The organism is Comamonas faecalis (assembly GCF_039538025.1).
In the GTDB taxonomy this organism is placed as follows: domain Bacteria; phylum Pseudomonadota; class Gammaproteobacteria; order Burkholderiales; family Burkholderiaceae_C; genus Comamonas_C; species Comamonas_C faecalis.
The window spans coordinates 1-16,389 of record NZ_BAABBP010000001.1 but is presented as its reverse complement, the minus strand read 5'-3'; the positions used below and the strand labels follow the sequence as shown (position 1 = coordinate 16,389).

15 protein-coding genes are annotated in these 16,389 nt (G+C 67.3%); 11 read left to right on the top strand and 4 right to left on the bottom strand.

What is annotated here, in order from left to right; genetic code table 11:
* The first annotated feature begins 20 nt into the window (after nt 1-20).
* The 4 genes from modB to ABD767_RS00060 all read left to right on the top strand — a co-directional run bounded on the left by modB (nt 21) and on the right by ABD767_RS00060 (nt 4,569).
* On the top strand, nt 21-701 hold the full coding sequence (modB, locus tag ABD767_RS00075) for a molybdate ABC transporter permease subunit (protein WP_425549875.1): 681 nt from the start codon (nt 21-23) through the stop codon (nt 699-701).
* Nucleotides 698-1,777: a molybdenum ABC transporter ATP-binding protein gene (gene modC, locus ABD767_RS00070; RefSeq protein WP_103044707.1), complete on the top strand. Its 1,080-nt coding sequence runs from the start codon at nt 698-700 to the stop codon at nt 1,775-1,777. Before modB ends, modC begins: the two co-directional genes overlap by 4 nt.
* Nucleotides 1,778-2,096: 319 nt before the next feature.
* Nucleotides 2,097-2,708, top strand: a complete 612-nt coding sequence (locus ABD767_RS00065; protein WP_103044708.1) for a TRAP transporter small permease subunit — start codon at nt 2,097-2,099, stop codon at nt 2,706-2,708.
* 22 nt (nt 2,709-2,730) lie between these two features.
* Nucleotides 2,731-4,569, top strand: coding sequence for a TRAP transporter large permease subunit (locus tag ABD767_RS00060; RefSeq protein WP_103044709.1), 1,839 nt, complete (start codon nt 2,731-2,733; stop codon nt 4,567-4,569).
* 93 nt (nt 4,570-4,662) lie between these two features.
* Here ABD767_RS00060 and ABD767_RS00055 read toward each other — a convergent pair whose 3' ends face one another.
* From ABD767_RS00055 to ABD767_RS00045, 3 genes are all read right to left on the bottom strand, one after another.
* Nucleotides 4,663-5,532, bottom strand: a complete 870-nt coding sequence (locus tag ABD767_RS00055; protein WP_103044710.1) for a rhodanese-like domain-containing protein — start codon at nt 5,530-5,532, stop codon at nt 4,663-4,665.
* 44 nt (nt 5,533-5,576) lie between these two features.
* A complete protein-coding gene (locus ABD767_RS00050; RefSeq protein ID WP_103044711.1) occupies nt 5,577-6,467 on the bottom strand; it encodes an EamA family transporter in 891 nt (296 codons plus the stop codon).
* Between the two features lie 79 nt (nt 6,468-6,546).
* Nucleotides 6,547-7,686, bottom strand: coding sequence for an SRPBCC family protein (locus ABD767_RS00045; RefSeq protein ID WP_103044712.1), 1,140 nt, complete (start codon nt 7,684-7,686; stop codon nt 6,547-6,549).
* Nucleotides 7,687-7,973: 287 nt separating this feature from the next.
* On the opposite strand from ABD767_RS00045, the gene ABD767_RS00040 reads away from it, so the two are divergent.
* The 6 genes from ABD767_RS00040 to ABD767_RS00015 all read left to right on the top strand — a co-directional run bounded on the left by ABD767_RS00040 (nt 7,974) and on the right by ABD767_RS00015 (nt 14,028).
* Nucleotides 7,974-8,237, top strand: a complete 264-nt coding sequence (locus ABD767_RS00040; protein WP_103044713.1) for an exodeoxyribonuclease VII small subunit — start codon at nt 7,974-7,976, stop codon at nt 8,235-8,237.
* Nucleotides 8,222-9,127 carry a farnesyl diphosphate synthase gene (locus ABD767_RS00035; protein ID WP_103044714.1) on the top strand — a complete coding sequence of 302 codons (906 nt, stop codon included), beginning with the start codon at nt 8,222-8,224 and terminating at the stop codon, nt 9,125-9,127. Before ABD767_RS00040 ends, ABD767_RS00035 begins: the two co-directional genes overlap by 16 nt.
* Before the next feature lie 44 nt (nt 9,128-9,171).
* Entirely contained in the window at nt 9,172-11,076 is a 1,905-nt protein-coding gene (gene dxs / locus ABD767_RS00030; protein WP_103044715.1) for a 1-deoxy-D-xylulose-5-phosphate synthase, read from the top strand.
* Nucleotides 11,077-11,280: 204 nt separating this feature from the next.
* On the top strand, nt 11,281-12,507 hold the full coding sequence (sorT, locus tag ABD767_RS00025) for a SorT family sulfite dehydrogenase catalytic subunit (RefSeq protein WP_103044716.1): 1,227 nt from the start codon (nt 11,281-11,283) through the stop codon (nt 12,505-12,507).
* Between the two features lie 19 nt (nt 12,508-12,526).
* Nucleotides 12,527-12,859 (top strand): SorU family sulfite dehydrogenase c-type cytochrome subunit, encoded by a 333-nt coding sequence (gene sorU, locus ABD767_RS00020; protein ID WP_344867438.1) that lies wholly within the window; start codon nt 12,527-12,529, stop codon nt 12,857-12,859.
* An 86-nt stretch (nt 12,860-12,945) separates the two neighbouring features.
* On the top strand, nt 12,946-14,028 hold the full coding sequence (locus ABD767_RS00015; protein WP_103044720.1) for a TRAP transporter substrate-binding protein DctP: 1,083 nt from the start codon (nt 12,946-12,948) through the stop codon (nt 14,026-14,028).
* 88 nt (nt 14,029-14,116) lie between these two features.
* Here the strand turns inward: ABD767_RS00015 and ABD767_RS00010 are convergent, their stop codons facing one another.
* Nucleotides 14,117-15,553, bottom strand: a complete 1,437-nt coding sequence (locus tag ABD767_RS00010) for an aldehyde dehydrogenase family protein (protein WP_103044718.1) — start codon at nt 15,551-15,553, stop codon at nt 14,117-14,119.
* 470 nt (nt 15,554-16,023) lie between these two features.
* Between ABD767_RS00010 and ABD767_RS00005 the strand changes: the two genes are divergently transcribed.
* The coding region (locus ABD767_RS00005) for a transposase (RefSeq protein ID WP_344867433.1) at nt 16,024-16,389 on the top strand (366 nt) is incomplete at its 3' end.

The following is a 16,389-nucleotide window of genomic DNA, read 5'->3' as shown; positions in this document are numbered from 1 at the left end:
CCCTCGAATCCAACACAGCAGTGTCCCTGTTCTCCCCTGAAGACTGGCTGGCGATCCGGCTGACGCTGGAGCTGGCCAGCATCACCACAGCACTGCTGCTGGTGCTGTGCACGCCGCTGGCCTGGTGGCTGGCGCACACGCGCTCGCGCTGGCGCGCGCCGATCGGCGCCGTGGTGGCGCTGCCGCTGGTGCTGCCGCCGACGGTGATCGGCTTCTACCTGCTGCTGTTGCTGGGGCCGAACGGCCCGGTCGGGCAGCTGACGACGGCAATGGGCTGGGGGCGGCTGCCATTCACCTTCTGGGGCCTGGTCGTGGGCTCCGTCGTCTATTCGCTGCCGTTTGCCGTGCAGCCGCTGCAGCGCGCGTTCGAGTCCGTCGGTGCGCGCCCGCTGGAGGTCGCCGCCTGCCTGGGCGCGCGGCCGCTGGATCGCTTCTTTACCGTGGCGCTGCCGCTGGCGCGCCCGGGCTTCATTACCGCTGCGGTGCTCAGCTTTGCCCACACCGTGGGCGAGTTCGGCGTGATCCTGATGCTGGGCGGCAATATCCCGGGCAAAACGCGCGTGGTCTCGGTGCAAATCTACGACCACGTCGAAGCCATGGAGTACGGCCAGGCGCACGGGCTGGCCGCCGGCATGGTGGTGTTCGCCTTCGTCGTGCTCGTGCTGCTGCACTGGCTGCAGCCCAAGGGGCGACTGCAATGAGCGCCGCGATCCACGCACGCCTGCTGCTGCAGCGCGCCGACTTCACACTGGACGTCGACTTGCAACTGCCCGGGCGCGGCGTCAGCGCGCTGTTCGGCCCGTCGGGTTGCGGCAAGACCACCTGCCTGCGCGCCATTGCCGGGCTGGAACGCGCACGCGGGCGCGTGCAGGCAGGCGACGCGCTGTGGCAGGACGACGACGCGCGCCTGTGGCTGCCCACGCACCAGCGCCGCCTGGGCTATGTGTTCCAGGAAGCCAGCCTGTTTGCCCACCTGTCGGTGCAGCAGAACATGGAATACGGCCTCAAGCGCCAGCTGCCGCAGCACCGGCGCGTGTCGCTGGATCAGGCCATCGAGCTGCTGGGCCTGGGCGCGCTCACCGCGCGCATGCCGCACACGCTGTCGGGCGGCGAGCGCCAGCGCGTGGCGATTGCCCGGGCGCTGGCCGCCAGCCCGCGCGTGCTGTTGATGGACGAGCCGCTGGCGGCGCTGGACGCGGCGCGCAAGGCCGAAGTGCTGCCCTACCTGGAGCGGCTGCAGCGCCACCTGGACATTCCGATGATCTACATCAGCCACGCGCCCGACGAGGTGGCGCGCCTGGCATCGCACCTGGTGCTGCTCGACGGCGGCCGCGTGCGCGCCCAGGGCGCAACCGCCGACCTGATGGCACGCGCCGACCTGCCGCTGGCGCATGAGGAGGCCGGCGCGGCGCTGGTGCAGGCGCGCGTCGTGCAGCACGATGCGGCCGACCACCTGCTGACCGTCGCCTTTGCCGGCGGACAGCTGCACCTGGTCAGCACGCGCGCGCACCGTGTGGGCGACGAGGTGCGCCTGCGCATCGCGGCGCGCGACGTCAGCCTGGCGCGCCCTCCGGTGGCCGGGAGCAGCATCCTGAACCTGCTCCCCGCCACCATCACCGCGCTGCACGAAGACGGCCCGGGCCAGGTGCTGGTCACGCTGGACGCAGCGGGCACGGCGCTGCTGGCGCGCATCACCCAGCGCTCGTGCCGGCAGCTGGCGCTGGCGCCGGGCCAGTCGATGATCGCGCAAGTCAAAGGTGTCGCGTTGCTCGATTGAGTTGAACAAATGACATCCGATTTGCGGACAAACCCGAGCCCAAGGGCTTGTCTGGCAAGAATCATTCTCGAAATCTGACTCGTAAGAAACAACGTTGCGCACCAGCCGCCACGGTCCCGGGCAGTTTCCTTAGAATGACGACCTCGCCGCCTGTGTGCATATGTATACGGGCGACGAAACCCTTCTCCCAAGGTGCTTCGTCACAAAGCGTTGCAGCGACCCTGCACGCCATCCGGCGCGGTTCTTGAGATGCCTTGCAGCACCATGCCACCCCACATGGATCCATGCTGCGCTTCGTTGTCCTTACCCTGGAGACACCATGCAGGCCCTGCTCTCGTTATCGCGAGCGATCGACCGGCTCAACACGCTGGTCGGCAAATACGCCATCTGGCTGATCTTTGGCGCCACCGTCATCAGCGCCGTCAATGCGGTGATCCGCAAGGCGTTCAACTACAGCTCCAACGGCTTTCTCGAGGTGCAGTGGTATTTGTTTGCCTGGTCCTTCCTGATCGCAGCCGGCTTTACGCTGCTCAAGCGCGAGCATGTGCGCATCGACGTGCTCAACAGCCATTTCCCCAAGAAGGTGCAGATGGCCATCGAGATCTTCGGTCTGCTCTTCTTTCTCACGCCGGTGTGCCTGATGGTGCTGTACTACAGCACCCCGATGGCCCTGCAGATGTACTCCAGCGGCGAAATGTCGAACAACCCGGGCGGGTTGATCCGCTGGCCAGTGTGGGCGGCCCTGCCGCTGGGCTTTACGCTGCTGCTGCTGCAGGGCTGGTCCGAGTTGATCAAGTGCATCGCCTTCCTGAAGGGCCTGGGGCCGGATCCGACTGTCAAGCCCGACGAGAAGACCGATGAGCAGGCGCTGATCGAGGCGCTGCGTGCCCAGGCGGGCGACCCCACTGCCACCGCGCAGAACAAGAACTGAACGCGCGCGGAGCACACACACCATGGAATTCATCGCATCGAACTTCGCCCCGATCATGTTCGTCGGGCTGATCTGCTTTCTGATCCTGGGCTTCCCGGTTGCCTTCAGCCTGGGCGCCGCCGGGCTGTTCTTCGGCCTGCTGGGAGTCTGGCTCGATATCTTCCCGCAGGCCATCCTGTCGGTGCTGCCGCTGCGGCTGATCGGCATCATGGCCAACGAGACGCTGCTGGCCGTGCCCTTCTTCACGCTGATGGGGCTGATCCTGGAGCGCAGCGGCATGGCCGAGGATTTGCTGGAGTCCGTCGGCCAGGTGTTCGGCCCGCTGCGCGGCGGCCTGGCGCTGGCGGTGGTGCTGGTGGGCGCCATGCTGGCGGCCACCACCGGCGTCGTCGCCGCTTCGGTCATCTCGATGGGCCTGATCTCCATGCCCATCATGCTGCGCTACGGCTACAGCCGCAGCCTGGCCAGCGGCGTGATTGCCGCTTCGGGCACGCTGGCGCAGGTCATCCCACCGTCGCTGGTGCTGATCATCCTGGCCGACCAGATGGGCAAGAGCGTGGGCGACATGTACAAGGGCGCCTTCATCCCCGGCTTTGCGCTGATGGGGCTGTACATCCTGTTCATTGCCGCGCTGGCCATCTTCCGCCCGAAGATGGTGCCTGCGCTGCCGCCCGAGGCACGGACGTTCCGCGAACCCAGCGGCAGCCACGGCTACGCGTCGCTGGGCCTGCTGGCGCTGGCATCCACCCTGGTGGCCATCTACCTGGGCACGCACATGGAAGCGGTGCACAGCTGGTGGCAGGGCGAGCTGGTCGAGTTCGTGCCGACCGACGAGAAGATCGTCGTCGCGATGTGCGGCGGCACCTTCTTCGCCTGGCTGATCGCGGTCATCAACCGCGTCACCCACCTGGGCCTGCTGTCCAAGCTGGCCGAGCGCGTGACCTTCGTGCTGATCCCGCCGCTGCTGTTGATCTTCCTGGTGCTGGGCACCATCTTCCTGGGCGTGGCCACGCCGACCGAGGGCGGCGCCATGGGCGCCATGGGCGCGCTCATCATGGCCACGATGCGCCGGCGCCTGAGCTGGGCGCTGCTGCGCCAGGCGCTGAACACCACGACCAAGCTGGCGTCCTTCGTGATGTTCATCCTGATCGGCGCCACCATCTTCAGCATGGTGTTCCAGGCCGCCGACGGCCCGGTCTGGGTCGAGCACCTGCTCTCCAAGCTGCCGGGCGGACACCTCGGTTTCCTGATCTTCGTGAACGTACTGGTGTTCTTCCTGGCGTTCTTCCTGGACTTCTTCGAGCTGTCCTTCATCGTCGTGCCCATCCTGGCGCCCATCGCCGACAAAATGGGGATCGACCTGATCTGGTTCGGCGTGCTGCTGGCGGTCAACATGCAGACCTCCTTCCTGCACCCGCCGTTCGGCTTCGCGCTGTTCTACCTGCGCTCGGTCGCGCCAGAAAAGCCCTACGTCGACAGCCATACCGGCAAGACCATGGCGCCGGTCACCACGATGCAGATCTACAAGGGCGCCATCCCCTTCCTGCTGCTGCAGCTGTCCATGGTCGCCCTCCTGATTGCCTTCCCCGGCCTGGTCACCAACAACCTGGACAAGCAAATCGACGTCGACCTGAACGCGGTGCAGCAGCAGATGTTCGACCAGCTCGACCAGGGCGACAGCAGCCCGGACTTCAATGAAGCGCCTTCGCTGTTCGCTCCGCAGGAACCAGCCGCGCCGGGAGGCTCCTCCGGCAACGGCCTGCCCGGCGCGGGGGATGCCGGCAACGGCCACAGCAGCATCGGCGTTGGCGGCGAGAGCGATGACCCGATGAAAGCCATCCAGGACTCGCTGGGCCAATAGCGCCCGTGACGCCGCAATACCGCCACGGAGGCGGACACAAAAAACCGGCCCGTAGCAGGGCCGGTTTTTTGTTGTGCAGACTGGGGTGTTGAGTCAGCCGCGCGCCACCGGGCGTGCCGGGTCTGCACACCACTGGCTCCAGCTGCCGGCAAACAGCGCGGTGGGCGCGTAGCCGGCCAGCTCCATGGCCAGCAAATTGGGAATGCAGCTCACGCCGCTGCCACACTGGTGCACCACACTGGCGGCGGGGCGGCCGGCCAGCAGCGTGTCGAATTCCTGGCGCAGCAGAGCGGGCGTCTTGTAGTGGCCGTCTTCCTGCAGGTTCAGGCCGAATGGGCGGTTGAGTGCGCCGGGAATGTGGCCGGCCACCGGATCCAGAGGCTCGACCTCGCCGCGATAGCGCGCTTCGCCGCGCGCGTCGACGATGGTCTGCCCGGCGCTGCCCAGCCGGCTTTGCACCTCGCCCACGGTGACGAGCTGGCGCAGCGGCGGGTGCAGCGCGAACGTGGTGCTGGCGCGCGGCGGCTCCTGGCCCGCGGCGGTGGCGCCGCCGACCTGCTGCCAGGCCTGCCAGCCGCCGTCGAGCACGGCGGCCGCGTCGTGCCCCGCCCACTTGAGCATCCACCACAGGCGCGCGCATTGGCATGAGCCGCTGCGGTCGTAGACGACGGCCTGCATGCCGTTGGCAAAGCCGATGCTGGCCAGCCACTGGGCAAAGTGCTCGCGGCTGGGCAGCGGGTGGCGCCCGCCGCTGGCGGGCTGGTCGCCGGGGCCGGCGCTCAGGTGGCGATCCAGGTGCACATATTGCGCGCCGGCAATGTGGGCCTGCAGGTATTGCTGCTCGCCCAGCGCGGGTTGGGCCAGGTCGAAGCTGCAGTCAAAGACCATCAGCGGCGCGCCGCTGGCAATCAGCGCCTGCAGCTGCGCGGGAGAGATCAGGGCGGTGTAGGGGGGCTGGGGCATGGCGGTGGTCAGTGAGCTGTCAAAGCCGCCATTGTCGCGCCCTGCTACGCCGAGCGTGCGCGCAGCGCCGTGGCCGTGACCCCGCTTGCGACGATGAGCAGCATGCCCAGCCAGGCGATGGCGGGCAGGTCGTCGCCGAAGATGACGATGCCGTAGAAGGCGGCAAAGATCAGCCCCGAGTACTGCAGGTTGGCGACGACCAGCGTGCCGCGGCTGCTGGCCGAGCGCGCGTAGGCCAGCGTCATGCACAGCTGGCCGCCAGCGGCCAGCACGCCGATGGGAATCAGCCACAGCGCGGGCCAGCCCGGCCAGGGCGAATGGCCGACGACCAGCATGGCCAGGCCGCCCGCGACCGCGCAGCCGGCGGCGAAGTAGAAGACGGTGCGCGTCTCGGGCTCGCCCAGGCGCGACAGCGCGACCACCTGCATATAGGCCAGCGCCGCGGCCATGCCGGCGATCAGGCCTACGGTGCCGGCAAAGCCGCCGCCGTCCTGCACGCTGGGGCGCAGCATCAGCAGGATGCCGCCAAAGCCCACCAGCACGCACAGCACCAGCGGGATTTGCAGCGGCGGGCGCTGCGCCTCGCCCACCGCCGGGCGCCAGGCGATCAGCGTGGCGCCGACCAGGAAGAAGGCGATCCACACGCTGCTCATGTAGTTGAAGGTCATGGCCACGGGCAGTGGCAGCTTGGCGATGGTGTAGAACCAGCAGCCCAGCGAGGTCACGCCGATGAAGCTGCGCCAGGCGTGCATGCCGGGGTAGCGCGTGGACAGCATCACGCCCTGGTGGCGCGCCAGCGCCCACAGCATGGCCATGCTGATCAGGCCGCGGTAGAACACCAGCTCGGCCGGGTTGAAGTGGCTGGACGCGAGCTTGACGCACACGCCCATGCTGGCAAACAGAAACGCTGCCGCAATCATCCACAGGGCTTGCATGGGCGTCGTTGAGGTTGGAGGGCAAAAACTGCCAGCGCGTGGGACGCTGGCAGCAATGTGGTTGGTGGAGAGCTGGCCTTCAGCGCTGGGGTACGGCGTCGCCCATCCTGGTGCGGTACCACTCGTGGAAGTGCTGCATGCCGTCCTCCATCGGGCTCTGGTAGGGGCCGACCTCGCAGTCGCCGCGCTCCATCAACGCGCGCCGGCCCGCGTCCATGCGCTCGCCGATCTCGTCGTCCTCGATGGCAGTCTCCATGTAGGCAGCACGCTGGGCCTCTACGAATTCGCGCTCGAACAGCACGATCTCCTCGGGGTAGTAGAACTCGACCATGTTCAGCGTCTTCTCGGCGCTGATCGGATGCAGCGTGGAGACGGTGAGCACCTGCGGGTACCACTCGACCATGATGTGCGGGTAGTAAGTCAGCCAGATGGCGCCGCGCTGAGGCAACTCGCCGCCCTGGTATTTGAGCAGCACCTCGTGCCATTTTTTGTACACGTCGGAGCCGGGGCTGCCGAAGCTGGGCGCCACGCCTACGGTCTGCACCGAGAACTCGCGCGCAAACTGCCAGCGCAGGTCGTCGCAGGTGACGAAGTTGCCCAGCCCGGGGTGGAACGGGCCGACGTGGTAGTCCTCCAGATAGACCTCGATGAAGGTTTTCCAGTTGTAGTTGCACTCGTGCAGCTCGACATGGTCGAGCGCGTAGCCGTCGAACGACAGGTTGCGCGCCTCGGCCATGCCGGCCAGATCCCTGGCGATGTCGCGGCCGTTGTCCTCGAACAGCAGGCCGTTCCACTCGCGCAGCGCGTAGTTGTTCAGGTGCAGACAGGGGTCCTGCTCGAAATGCGGCGCGCCCAGCAGCTTGCCGTCGTCGGCATAGGTCCAGCGGTGAATCGGGCAGACGATGTTGCCGCCCGCGTGGCCGCGCCCCTCGTCCATCAGGTTGCCGCGCCCGGCCAGCATCACCGCCTGGCGGTGGCGGCAGCAGTTGGACAGCAGCTGCAGCTGGCCCTGTGCATTGCGCAGCAGCGCGCGCCCGCCTTTTTCCTGGGGCAGCACGTAGTAATCGTGCGGCTGGGGCACGGCCAGCTGGTGGCCGACGTAGCGCGGCCCCTGGGCAAACAGCTGTTGGCGCTCCTGCATGAACAGCGCCGGGTCGAAATAGCTGGAAGGCGGTAGCTGGCTGGCGGCGGGCTGCAGTCGAAGACTTAAATCAGACATCGGTGGGCTCTGACCTAAAGACTCCCCACAGGGAGGGCACGGCTTTCCGCAAGGAAAGAGTGCGGGCTGAAAAAACGAAACCGGCCGCGCACAGCGAGGGCAGCCGGTTGAAAGGGAAAGGGATTATAGAAAGTGGGGTTATTTCCTCGACCGGGGTATGTGTATTGGCGCTCTTGGGCATGCGCCTAAAATCAAGGGTTTGCACAGGACGCATGGGCGTCCTTTTTCTGCACGGGGCGCCCGGCCGCCCCATTCCTGTTTTGTGCGCCCCGGCGCTTTTGCCCTCTATGCCCAAGGCTGCTGCCTCTTCCACCCGAACCGCCCCCGCGGACAACCTTGCTCCCGAGCCCGCCAGCTACGAGGCCGCCGTGCAGGAGCTCGAAGCGCTGATCGCGCGCGTCGAATCGGGCCAGCTGCCGCTGGAGCAGATGCTGGCCGGCTACCAGCGCGGCGCGCAGCTGCTGGCGTTCTGCCGCGCGCGGCTGCAGGCAGTGCAAGACCAGGTCAAGGTGCTTGACGAGGGCGGCCTGCAGCCATGGACTGCGCAGTGACCGCAGCCCTGTTCGACCTGCCCGCCTGGATGGACGGGCAGCTGGCCCGTGTGGAGCAGGCGCTGGAGCGCTGGGTGGACGAGGATGCGCCCGCCGGCCTGGGCCAGGCGATGCGCTATGCGGTGCTCGACGGTGGCAAGCGCCTGCGCCCGCTGCTGGTGCTGGCCGCAAGCGAAGCCGTGGGCGGCCATGCCGAGGCGGCGCTGCGCGCGGCCTGCGCGGTCGAGCTGATCCACGCCTACTCGCTGGTGCACGACGACATGCCGTGCATGGACAACGACGTGCTGCGCCGCGGCAAGCCGACGGTGCATGTGCAGTTTGGCCAGGCGCAGGCACTGCTGGCCGGCGACGCGCTGCAGGCCCTGGCGTTTGAATTGCTGACCCCGGCGGCCGGCGTGCCCGAGCCGCTGCAGGCGCGCCTGTGCCGCCAGCTGGCGCGCGCCGCCGGCGCCGAGGGCATGGCCGGCGGCCAGGCGATTGACCTGGCCAGCGTAGGCAAGCAGCTTGACGAGGCGCAGCTGCGGCGCATGCACTGCCTGAAGACCGGCGCGTTGTTGCGCGCCAGCGTGCAGATGGGCGCGGCCTGCGGCGTCGCGGACGCGGCTGCACAGCAGGCGCTGGCGCGCTATGGTGAGGCGCTGGGCCTGGCCTTCCAGGTGGTCGACGACGTGCTGGACGTGGTGGCCGACAGCGCCACGCTGGGCAAGACCGCCGGCAAGGACGCAGCCAGCGACAAGCCGACCTATGTGTCGCTGATGGGGCTGGACGGCGCGCGCGCCCACGCCCGCGACCTGCGCGCGCAGGCGCATGCGGCGCTGGCGGCCAGCGGGCTGGCCGACACGCGCGCACTGGCGGCGCTGGCCGACATGGTGGTCGAGCGCTCGCACTGAACCCAGCCCGGGCGCCGCCCGCCCGGGCCAAGACAATGAGGCCTATGTCGATGAACTCCTATCCGCTGCTCGAACGTGTGAATGACCCGGCCGACCTGCGCCGGCTGTCGCGCGCCGACCTCAAGGGCCTGGCCGGCGAGCTGCGCGACTTCGTGCTGCACAGCGTTGCGCGCACCGGGGGCCATCTGTCGTCCAACCTGGGGACGGTGGAGTTGACCATTGCGCTGCACGCGGTGTTCAACACGCCGCACGACCGCCTGGTGTGGGACGTGGGCCACCAGACCTATCCGCACAAGATCCTGACCGGGCGGCGCGAGGCAATGGCCGGCCTGCGCCAGCTCGGCGGCATCTCGGGCTTTCCGCAGCGCGCCGAGAGCGTGTATGACACCTTCGGCACGGCGCACTCGTCGACCAGCATCTCGGCTGCGCTGGGCATGGCGTTGGCCGCAAAGCAAAAGGGCGAGAGCCGCCACAGCGTGGCCATCATCGGCGACGGCGCGATGACCGCCGGCATGGCCTTCGAGGCGCTGAACAACGCCGGTGTGTCCGACGCCAACCTGCTCGTCATCCTCAACGACAACGACATGAGCATCAGCCCGCCGGTGGGCGCGCTCAACCGCTACCTGGCGCAGCTGATGAGCGGGCAGTTCTACGCCAAGGCACGCGATGTGGGGCGCAGCATGCTGAAGAACGTGCCGCCGCTGCTCGAACTCGCCAAGCGCCTGGAGCAGCAGGCCAAGGGCGTGGTGCTGCCGGCGACGCTGTTCGAGAACTTCGGTTTCCACTACATCGGCCCTATCGACGGGCACGACCTGGACGCGCTGATCCCGACGCTGGAGAACATCAAAAGCCTCAAGGGCCCGCAGTTCCTGCACGTGGTCACCAAGAAGGGCCAGGGCTACAAGCTGGCCGAGCAGGATCCGGTGGCCTACCACGGCCCGGGCAAGTTCGACCCGCAGGTGGGCCTGGTCAAGAGCGCGGCGCCGGCCAAGCAAACTTTCACCCAGGTATTCGGCCAATGGCTGTGCGACATGGCCGAGAAGGACACCCGCCTTGTCGGCATCACGCCGGCGATGCGCGAAGGCTCGGGCATGGTCGAGTTCAATCGGCGCTTTCCCGCGCGCTACTACGACGTGGGCATTGCCGAGCAGCATGCGGTCACCTTTGCCGCCGGCATGGCCTGCGAGGGTGTCAAGCCGGTAGTGGCGATCTATTCGACCTTTTTGCAGCGCGGCTACGACCAGATGATCCACGACGTGGCGCTGCAAAACCTGCCCGTGGTGTTTGCGCTGGACCGCGCCGGCCTGGTGGGCGCCGACGGCGCGACGCATGCCGGCAACTACGACATCGCCTTCATCCGCTGCATTCCCAACATGAGCCTGGCCTGCCCGGCCGATGAGCGTGAATGCCGCCAGCTGCTCACCACCGCCTACGAGCAGGATCACCCGGTGGCCGTGCGCTACCCGCGCGGCGCCGGTGTGGGCGTGGCGCCGCTGCCGGGCCTGGACGGCCTGCCCTTCGGCGAGGGCGAGCTGCGCCGCCAGGGCCGGCGCGTGGCCATTCTTGCGTTTGGCACCTTGCTCTACCCGGCGCTGGAGGCTGCCGAGCGGCTGGGCGCCACCGTGGTCAACATGCGCTGGGCCAAGCCGCTCGACACCGATTTGTTGCTGCAGGTGGCGCAAGAGCACGACGCGCTGGTGACGCTGGAGGAAGGCGCGATCATGGGCGGCGCAGGCAGTGCCGTGGCCGAGGCGCTGGCCGAGGCCGACCTCGTCAAGCCCGTGCTGCACCTGGGCCTGCCCGACGCCTTCATCGAGCATGGCGACCCGGCCAGGCTGCTGGCGCTGCATGGGCTGGACGCCGTGGGCATCGAGTGCGCCATCCGCACGCGCTTTGCCGCGCTGCTGGACGCCGCAGCCGCGCCCGGCGCCGCGCTGCGCGCAGTCTGAGCAGCACCTGCGCGGCGGGCAGCGGCTCGCCAACATGGGAAGAACCCGGGGGCGACGCCGGTGCACGCTGGCGCGTAATTGGCAATAATGAACCGGTTCGCCGGGCACTACAAAGCTTGTAGCAGTATCCAGCCCGGCGGCACGTTTTCCACCATGGGCGCGGGCCTTGCCGGGCCGGCCCATCCAACGACAAGGAGACCTCCCATGCCTGTTTTTCAACCCCAATCCGACGCGTTGCGTGCGACGCGCCGCCAGGCCTTGTGGACCGGCGGCGGCCTGGCCGCACTGGTTGCCGCGCCCGGGGTGGCGCTGGCCGACACCGGCAAGAGCGAGGCGCCGGCCAAGGCGCTGCCCGCCTACGCGCGCTGGAAGAACGCCGACGCGATGATCGTGCACAGCGCCAACACCATCGAGTTGCGCCGCGACCATTTTGGCCAGGGCTCGGTCACGCCGACCGACTACCTGTACGTGCGCAACAATCTGAATCCGCCGTCCGAGGACATCGTCAAGGATCCGGACGCCTGGGTGATCGAGATTTCCGGCGTGGCCAACCCGATGCGCACCACGCTCGGCGAGCTCAAGCGCCTGGGTCTCACATCGGTGACCATGGTGCTGCAGTGCTCGGGCAACGGCCGCGGCTATTTTCCGCACAAGCCCAGTGGCACCCAGTGGCGCGAGGGCGCGGCCGGTTGCGTGACCTTTACCGGCGTGCCGCTCAAGGTGGTGGCCGAGGCGCTGGGCGGCGTTGCCGGCGGCGCCAAATACATCACCGGCACCGGTGGCGAGACGATTCCCGAGGGCATCGACCCCAAGACCGTGATGGTTGAGCGCTCGGTGCCGCTGGCCGCGCTGGACGACGCCATCCTGGCCTGGGAACTGAACGGCGAGCCGCTGCCGCTGGCGCACGGCGGGCCGCTGCGCATGATCGTGCCCGGCTACATGGGCGTGAACAACATCAAGTACATCAAGCACCTGGCCTTCACCGCCGAGCAGTCTCCAGCCAAGATCCAGCAGAGCAGCTACCGCTTCACGCCGGTGGGCACCAAGGGCAACCCCGGCGCGCCGTCGCTGTGGGCCGTGCCGGTCAACTCCTGGCTGACCAGCCCGGTGCAGCAGGGCAAGCCGGTCAAGGCCGGGCGCGTGCAACTCGTCGGCGTGGCCTTTGGCGGCGCCCATCCGATCAAGGGCGTGGAGGTGTCGACCGACGGCGGCAAGACCTGGGCTGCCGCCCAGTGGTTTGGCGCCGACCTGGGGCCGTTTGCCTGGCGCAACTTCGTGCTCGCCGTCGATCTCAAGCCCGGCACCTACCAAGTCGCCACGCGCGCAAGCAATGCCCAGGGCGAGGTGCAGCCGCGCGAGCGCGTCGAGAACGAGCGCGGCTACAACAACAACAGCTGGCTGGATCGCAGCATCGAGCTGGTGGTGGCCTGAGGTGGTTCGGCGCATAACAGTGGCCCGTGTGGCCGCCGCCGCGCTGGCCTGCGCCGCCTGGGCAGCGCAGGCCCAGCAGTCGGCCGTGCCGGACGCGGCGCAGATCGACCTGGGGCGCAAGGTGTTCACCCAGCAGGCCAGCCCGGCCTGCGCGGTGTGCCACACGCTGCGCGACGCGCAGGCCGATGGTTCCATCGGCCCGGATCTCAATGAACTGCAGCCCGGCAGCGACCAGGTGCGCGCGGTGCTGCGCGACGGTTCGGGTGCCATGCCCTCGTTCGAGGGACAGCTGACGCCCGAACAGCTGGAGGCGGTGATTGCCTATGTGGTATGGGCGTCGCGCGCCCCGTGAACCAGGCGTTTTGCCGGAGCGTTTTGTCCGTGGAACGTACTACACTGCAACAGTTTGTTCCCAACCATTCTTCCAAGGAGTCAATGATGGATCGTCGTTCCCTCATCAAGCATGCAGGCGTGGCCGGTGTGCTGGCCGCTGGCGTGGCGCCCGCGGTGCACGCGCAGCAGACCGTGCGCTGGCGCCTGGCCACCAGCTTTCCGAAGGCGCTGGAGACGCTGCACGGCTGCGCCGTGAAATTCTCCGAGACCGTCAAGGCGCTGTCGGGTGGCAAGTTCGAGGTGTCGGTGCATGCTGCTGGCGAGCTGATCCCGGCGTTCGGCATCGTTGATGCGCTGGCCGACGACTCGATCGAGATGGGCGAGACCGCAGCCTATTACTACACCGGCAAGGATCCGTCGTTTGCCTTCAGCTGCGCCATTCCGTTTGGTTTCACGCCGCAGCAGAACCAGGCCTGGAAGCTGCACGGCAACGGCCACAAGCTGCTCGACGAACTGTTCGCCAAGTACAACTTCTTCGCCCGCAGCGCGCTGAACACCGGCACCCAGATGGGCGGCTGGTACCGCAAGGAAATGAACAAGCCCGAGGACTTCAAGGGCCTGAAGATGCGCCTGGGCGGCGGCGTGTTCGGCGAATCCATGGCCAAGCTGGGCGTGGTGGCGCAAAACATGCCCGGCGGTGACGTTTACCAGGCACTGGAAAAAGGCACGCTGGATGCAGCCGAGTTCGTCGGCCCCTACGACGACGAGAAGATGGGCTGGAACAAGGTGGCCAAGTACTACTACTACGGCGCCTGGTGGGAAGGCGGCGCTGACCTGGAGTTCTTCATCAACAACAAGGCCTACGCCAAGTTGTCGCCCGAGTACAAGGCGATCGTCAATGCGGCCATGGATGTGGCCTACAACGACGGTACCTCCAAGTACCTGTACCTGAACCCGATTTCGCTCAAACGCCTGGTGGCCACCGGTACCCAGCTCAAGCGCTTCAACAAGGAGATCGTGCAGGCAGGTTTCAATGCGACCCAGGAGGTCTACGCCGAGCACAGCGCCAAGGATCCGCAGTTCAAGAAAATTCTGGACGATCTGAGGGCTTTCCAACGCGACCAGATCCTGTGGAACCGAGTTTCCGAACTGGTCTTCACGCAGGACATGGCGTCGCTGAAGATCTGATGGCAGCTTGATGCCACCGCGCGTCCTTGGCGCGCGCATGAAAAAACCGCAGTCCGATGACTGCGGTTTTTTTCACTAAAAACTGCCGTCAGGCGTTGGTGATCACCACCGTGCGCGTGTTCAGGCAGGCCTCCAGCGCCTCCATGCCGCCCTCGCTGCCATAACCTGAGTCCTTGATGCCGCCAAACGGCAGCTCGGGCCAGGGCGCGGCGGGCTGGTTGATCCACAGCATGCCGACCTCGACGCGCTGGCTCAGCAGGTGCGCGTTCTTCAGCGAGCGGGTGTAGGCATAGCCCGCCAGGCCGAACGGCAGGCGGTTGGCCTCGGCAATCGCATCCTGCAGATCGGTGAAGCCGCGCACCGCGGCCACCGGGCCGAAGGGTTCCTCGTTGAAGATGCGCGCCGACAGCGGCACGTCGTCGAGCACCGTCGGCGCGAAGAAGTTGCCCGCCTCGCCGATGCGCTCACCGCCGGTGCGCACCGTGGCGCCCTGCGCGCGCGCGTCGCCCAGAAATTCTGCCATCGCGGTGACCCGGCGCGGGTTGGCCAGCGGGCCCATCTGCGTGCCCTCGGCCAGGCCGTCGCCCACCTTCAGGCTCTCTGCGTGCTTGGTGAGCGCGTCGACGAACTGCGCGCGGACGTCCTCGTGCACCAGAAAGCGCGTCGGCGAGATGCACACCTGGCCGGCATTGCGGAACTTGGAGCCGCCTGCCGTCTTGACGGCCAGCGCAATGTCGGCGTCCTCGCAGACGATGACCGGCGCGTGGCCGCCCAGCTCCATCGTCGCGCGCTTCATGTGCTGGCCGGCCAGCGCCGCCAGTTGCTTGCCGACGAAGGTCGATCCGGTGAACGTGACTTTGCGCACGACGGGGTGCGGGATCAGGTAGCCCGAGATCTCGGCCGGGTTGCCGTAGACCAGCCCGACGGCGCCGGTCGGCACGCCAGCGTCGGCAAACGCGCGAATCAGCTCGGCGGGGCTGGCGGGCGTCTCCTCGGCGGCCTTGACCAGCACCGAGCAGCCCGCGGCCAGCGCCGCGCTGACCTTGCGCACCACCTGGTTGATCGGGAAGTTCCACGGCGTGAATGCGGCGACCACGCCCAACGGATCCTTGACCACCATCTGGCGTACCGTCAGGTTGCGCGCCGGCACGATGCGCCCATACACGCGCTGGCCCTCGTCGGCAAACCACTCGATGATGTCGGCCGCGGCCAGGGTCTCCAATTTGGCCTCGATCAGCGGCTTGCCCTGCTCCTGCGTCATCACCGCGGCAATCGCGTCGGCGCGCTCGCGCACCAGCGCGGCGGCGCGGCGCATGGTCTTGGCGCGCTCGAACGCCGAGACGTCGCGCCAGGTCTCGAAGCCTTTTTGCGCCGCGGCCAGCGCACGATCCAGGTCGGCGATGCCGGCGTGCGCCACGCGACCGATCTCCTTGCCGGTGGCCGGGTTGAAGACCGGCAGGCTCTTGCCGTCGGCGGCGTCCTGCCACTGGCCGTCGATGAATAGTTGGGTGCTGGGGTAGCCCATGGCGTCTCGCTCCTCGGTCGCTGAAATGTGATGGACAAATATAGGCGCAATCGCACGGCGCATCCGGTCGCCGATCGGACATCCGCACCGGCGTCGCGTCATTCCATTTCCATATCGATCGAGTACGCGAAGGTGAAGCGCGGGCAGTGCTGCAGCACGACAAGCGAAGCCGACAAAGTAGGGCCTGTTAACGCTATTTTTGGCGGTGCGAACATACTCAAAACGGCGTCAATCGAGACGTGCGACGCAGCCCAGACTGGGTGTCTGGGCAAGGAGCGCAACGAAGAGTGGCGCCGTTTTGAGTATGTTCCCTTCGGGTTGCGATCAAAAGGGCCATCGCCGGCGTTGCCAGCCTTGGCGAGTGGCCCTTTTGATCACAACGCATCCGTCAAAAATAGCGTTAAGGAAATCCTGCAAAACCTCCCCGCCTGTCTGGTAGCTGTCAGCCACCGCTGGCATTCTCCTCATCCATGAAGCAAACCAGCCTCGCCCTGAACCTGAGCACGCGCAAGACGCGCAAGCAAGTCTTCCTCGAACAGATGGAGCAGGTCGTGCCCTGGCAAGACTTGGTACAGCTGATCGCCCCGTACTACCCCGAAGGCAGGAATGGTCGTCCACCATTTGAGCTGCAGACCATGCTGCGCCTGCACTTCTTGCAGCAGTGGTTCAAGCTGTCGGATCTGGGGATGGAGGAGGCCTTGTTTGACATGCCCCTGTACCGGGACTTTGCCCAGCTCGATGCCCACGGACGGCTGCCTGACGAGAGCACCATCTTGCGCTTTCGCCACCGCCTGGAGCGTCACAAGCTGGCCGAGCAGATGCTGGCCACGGTCAAC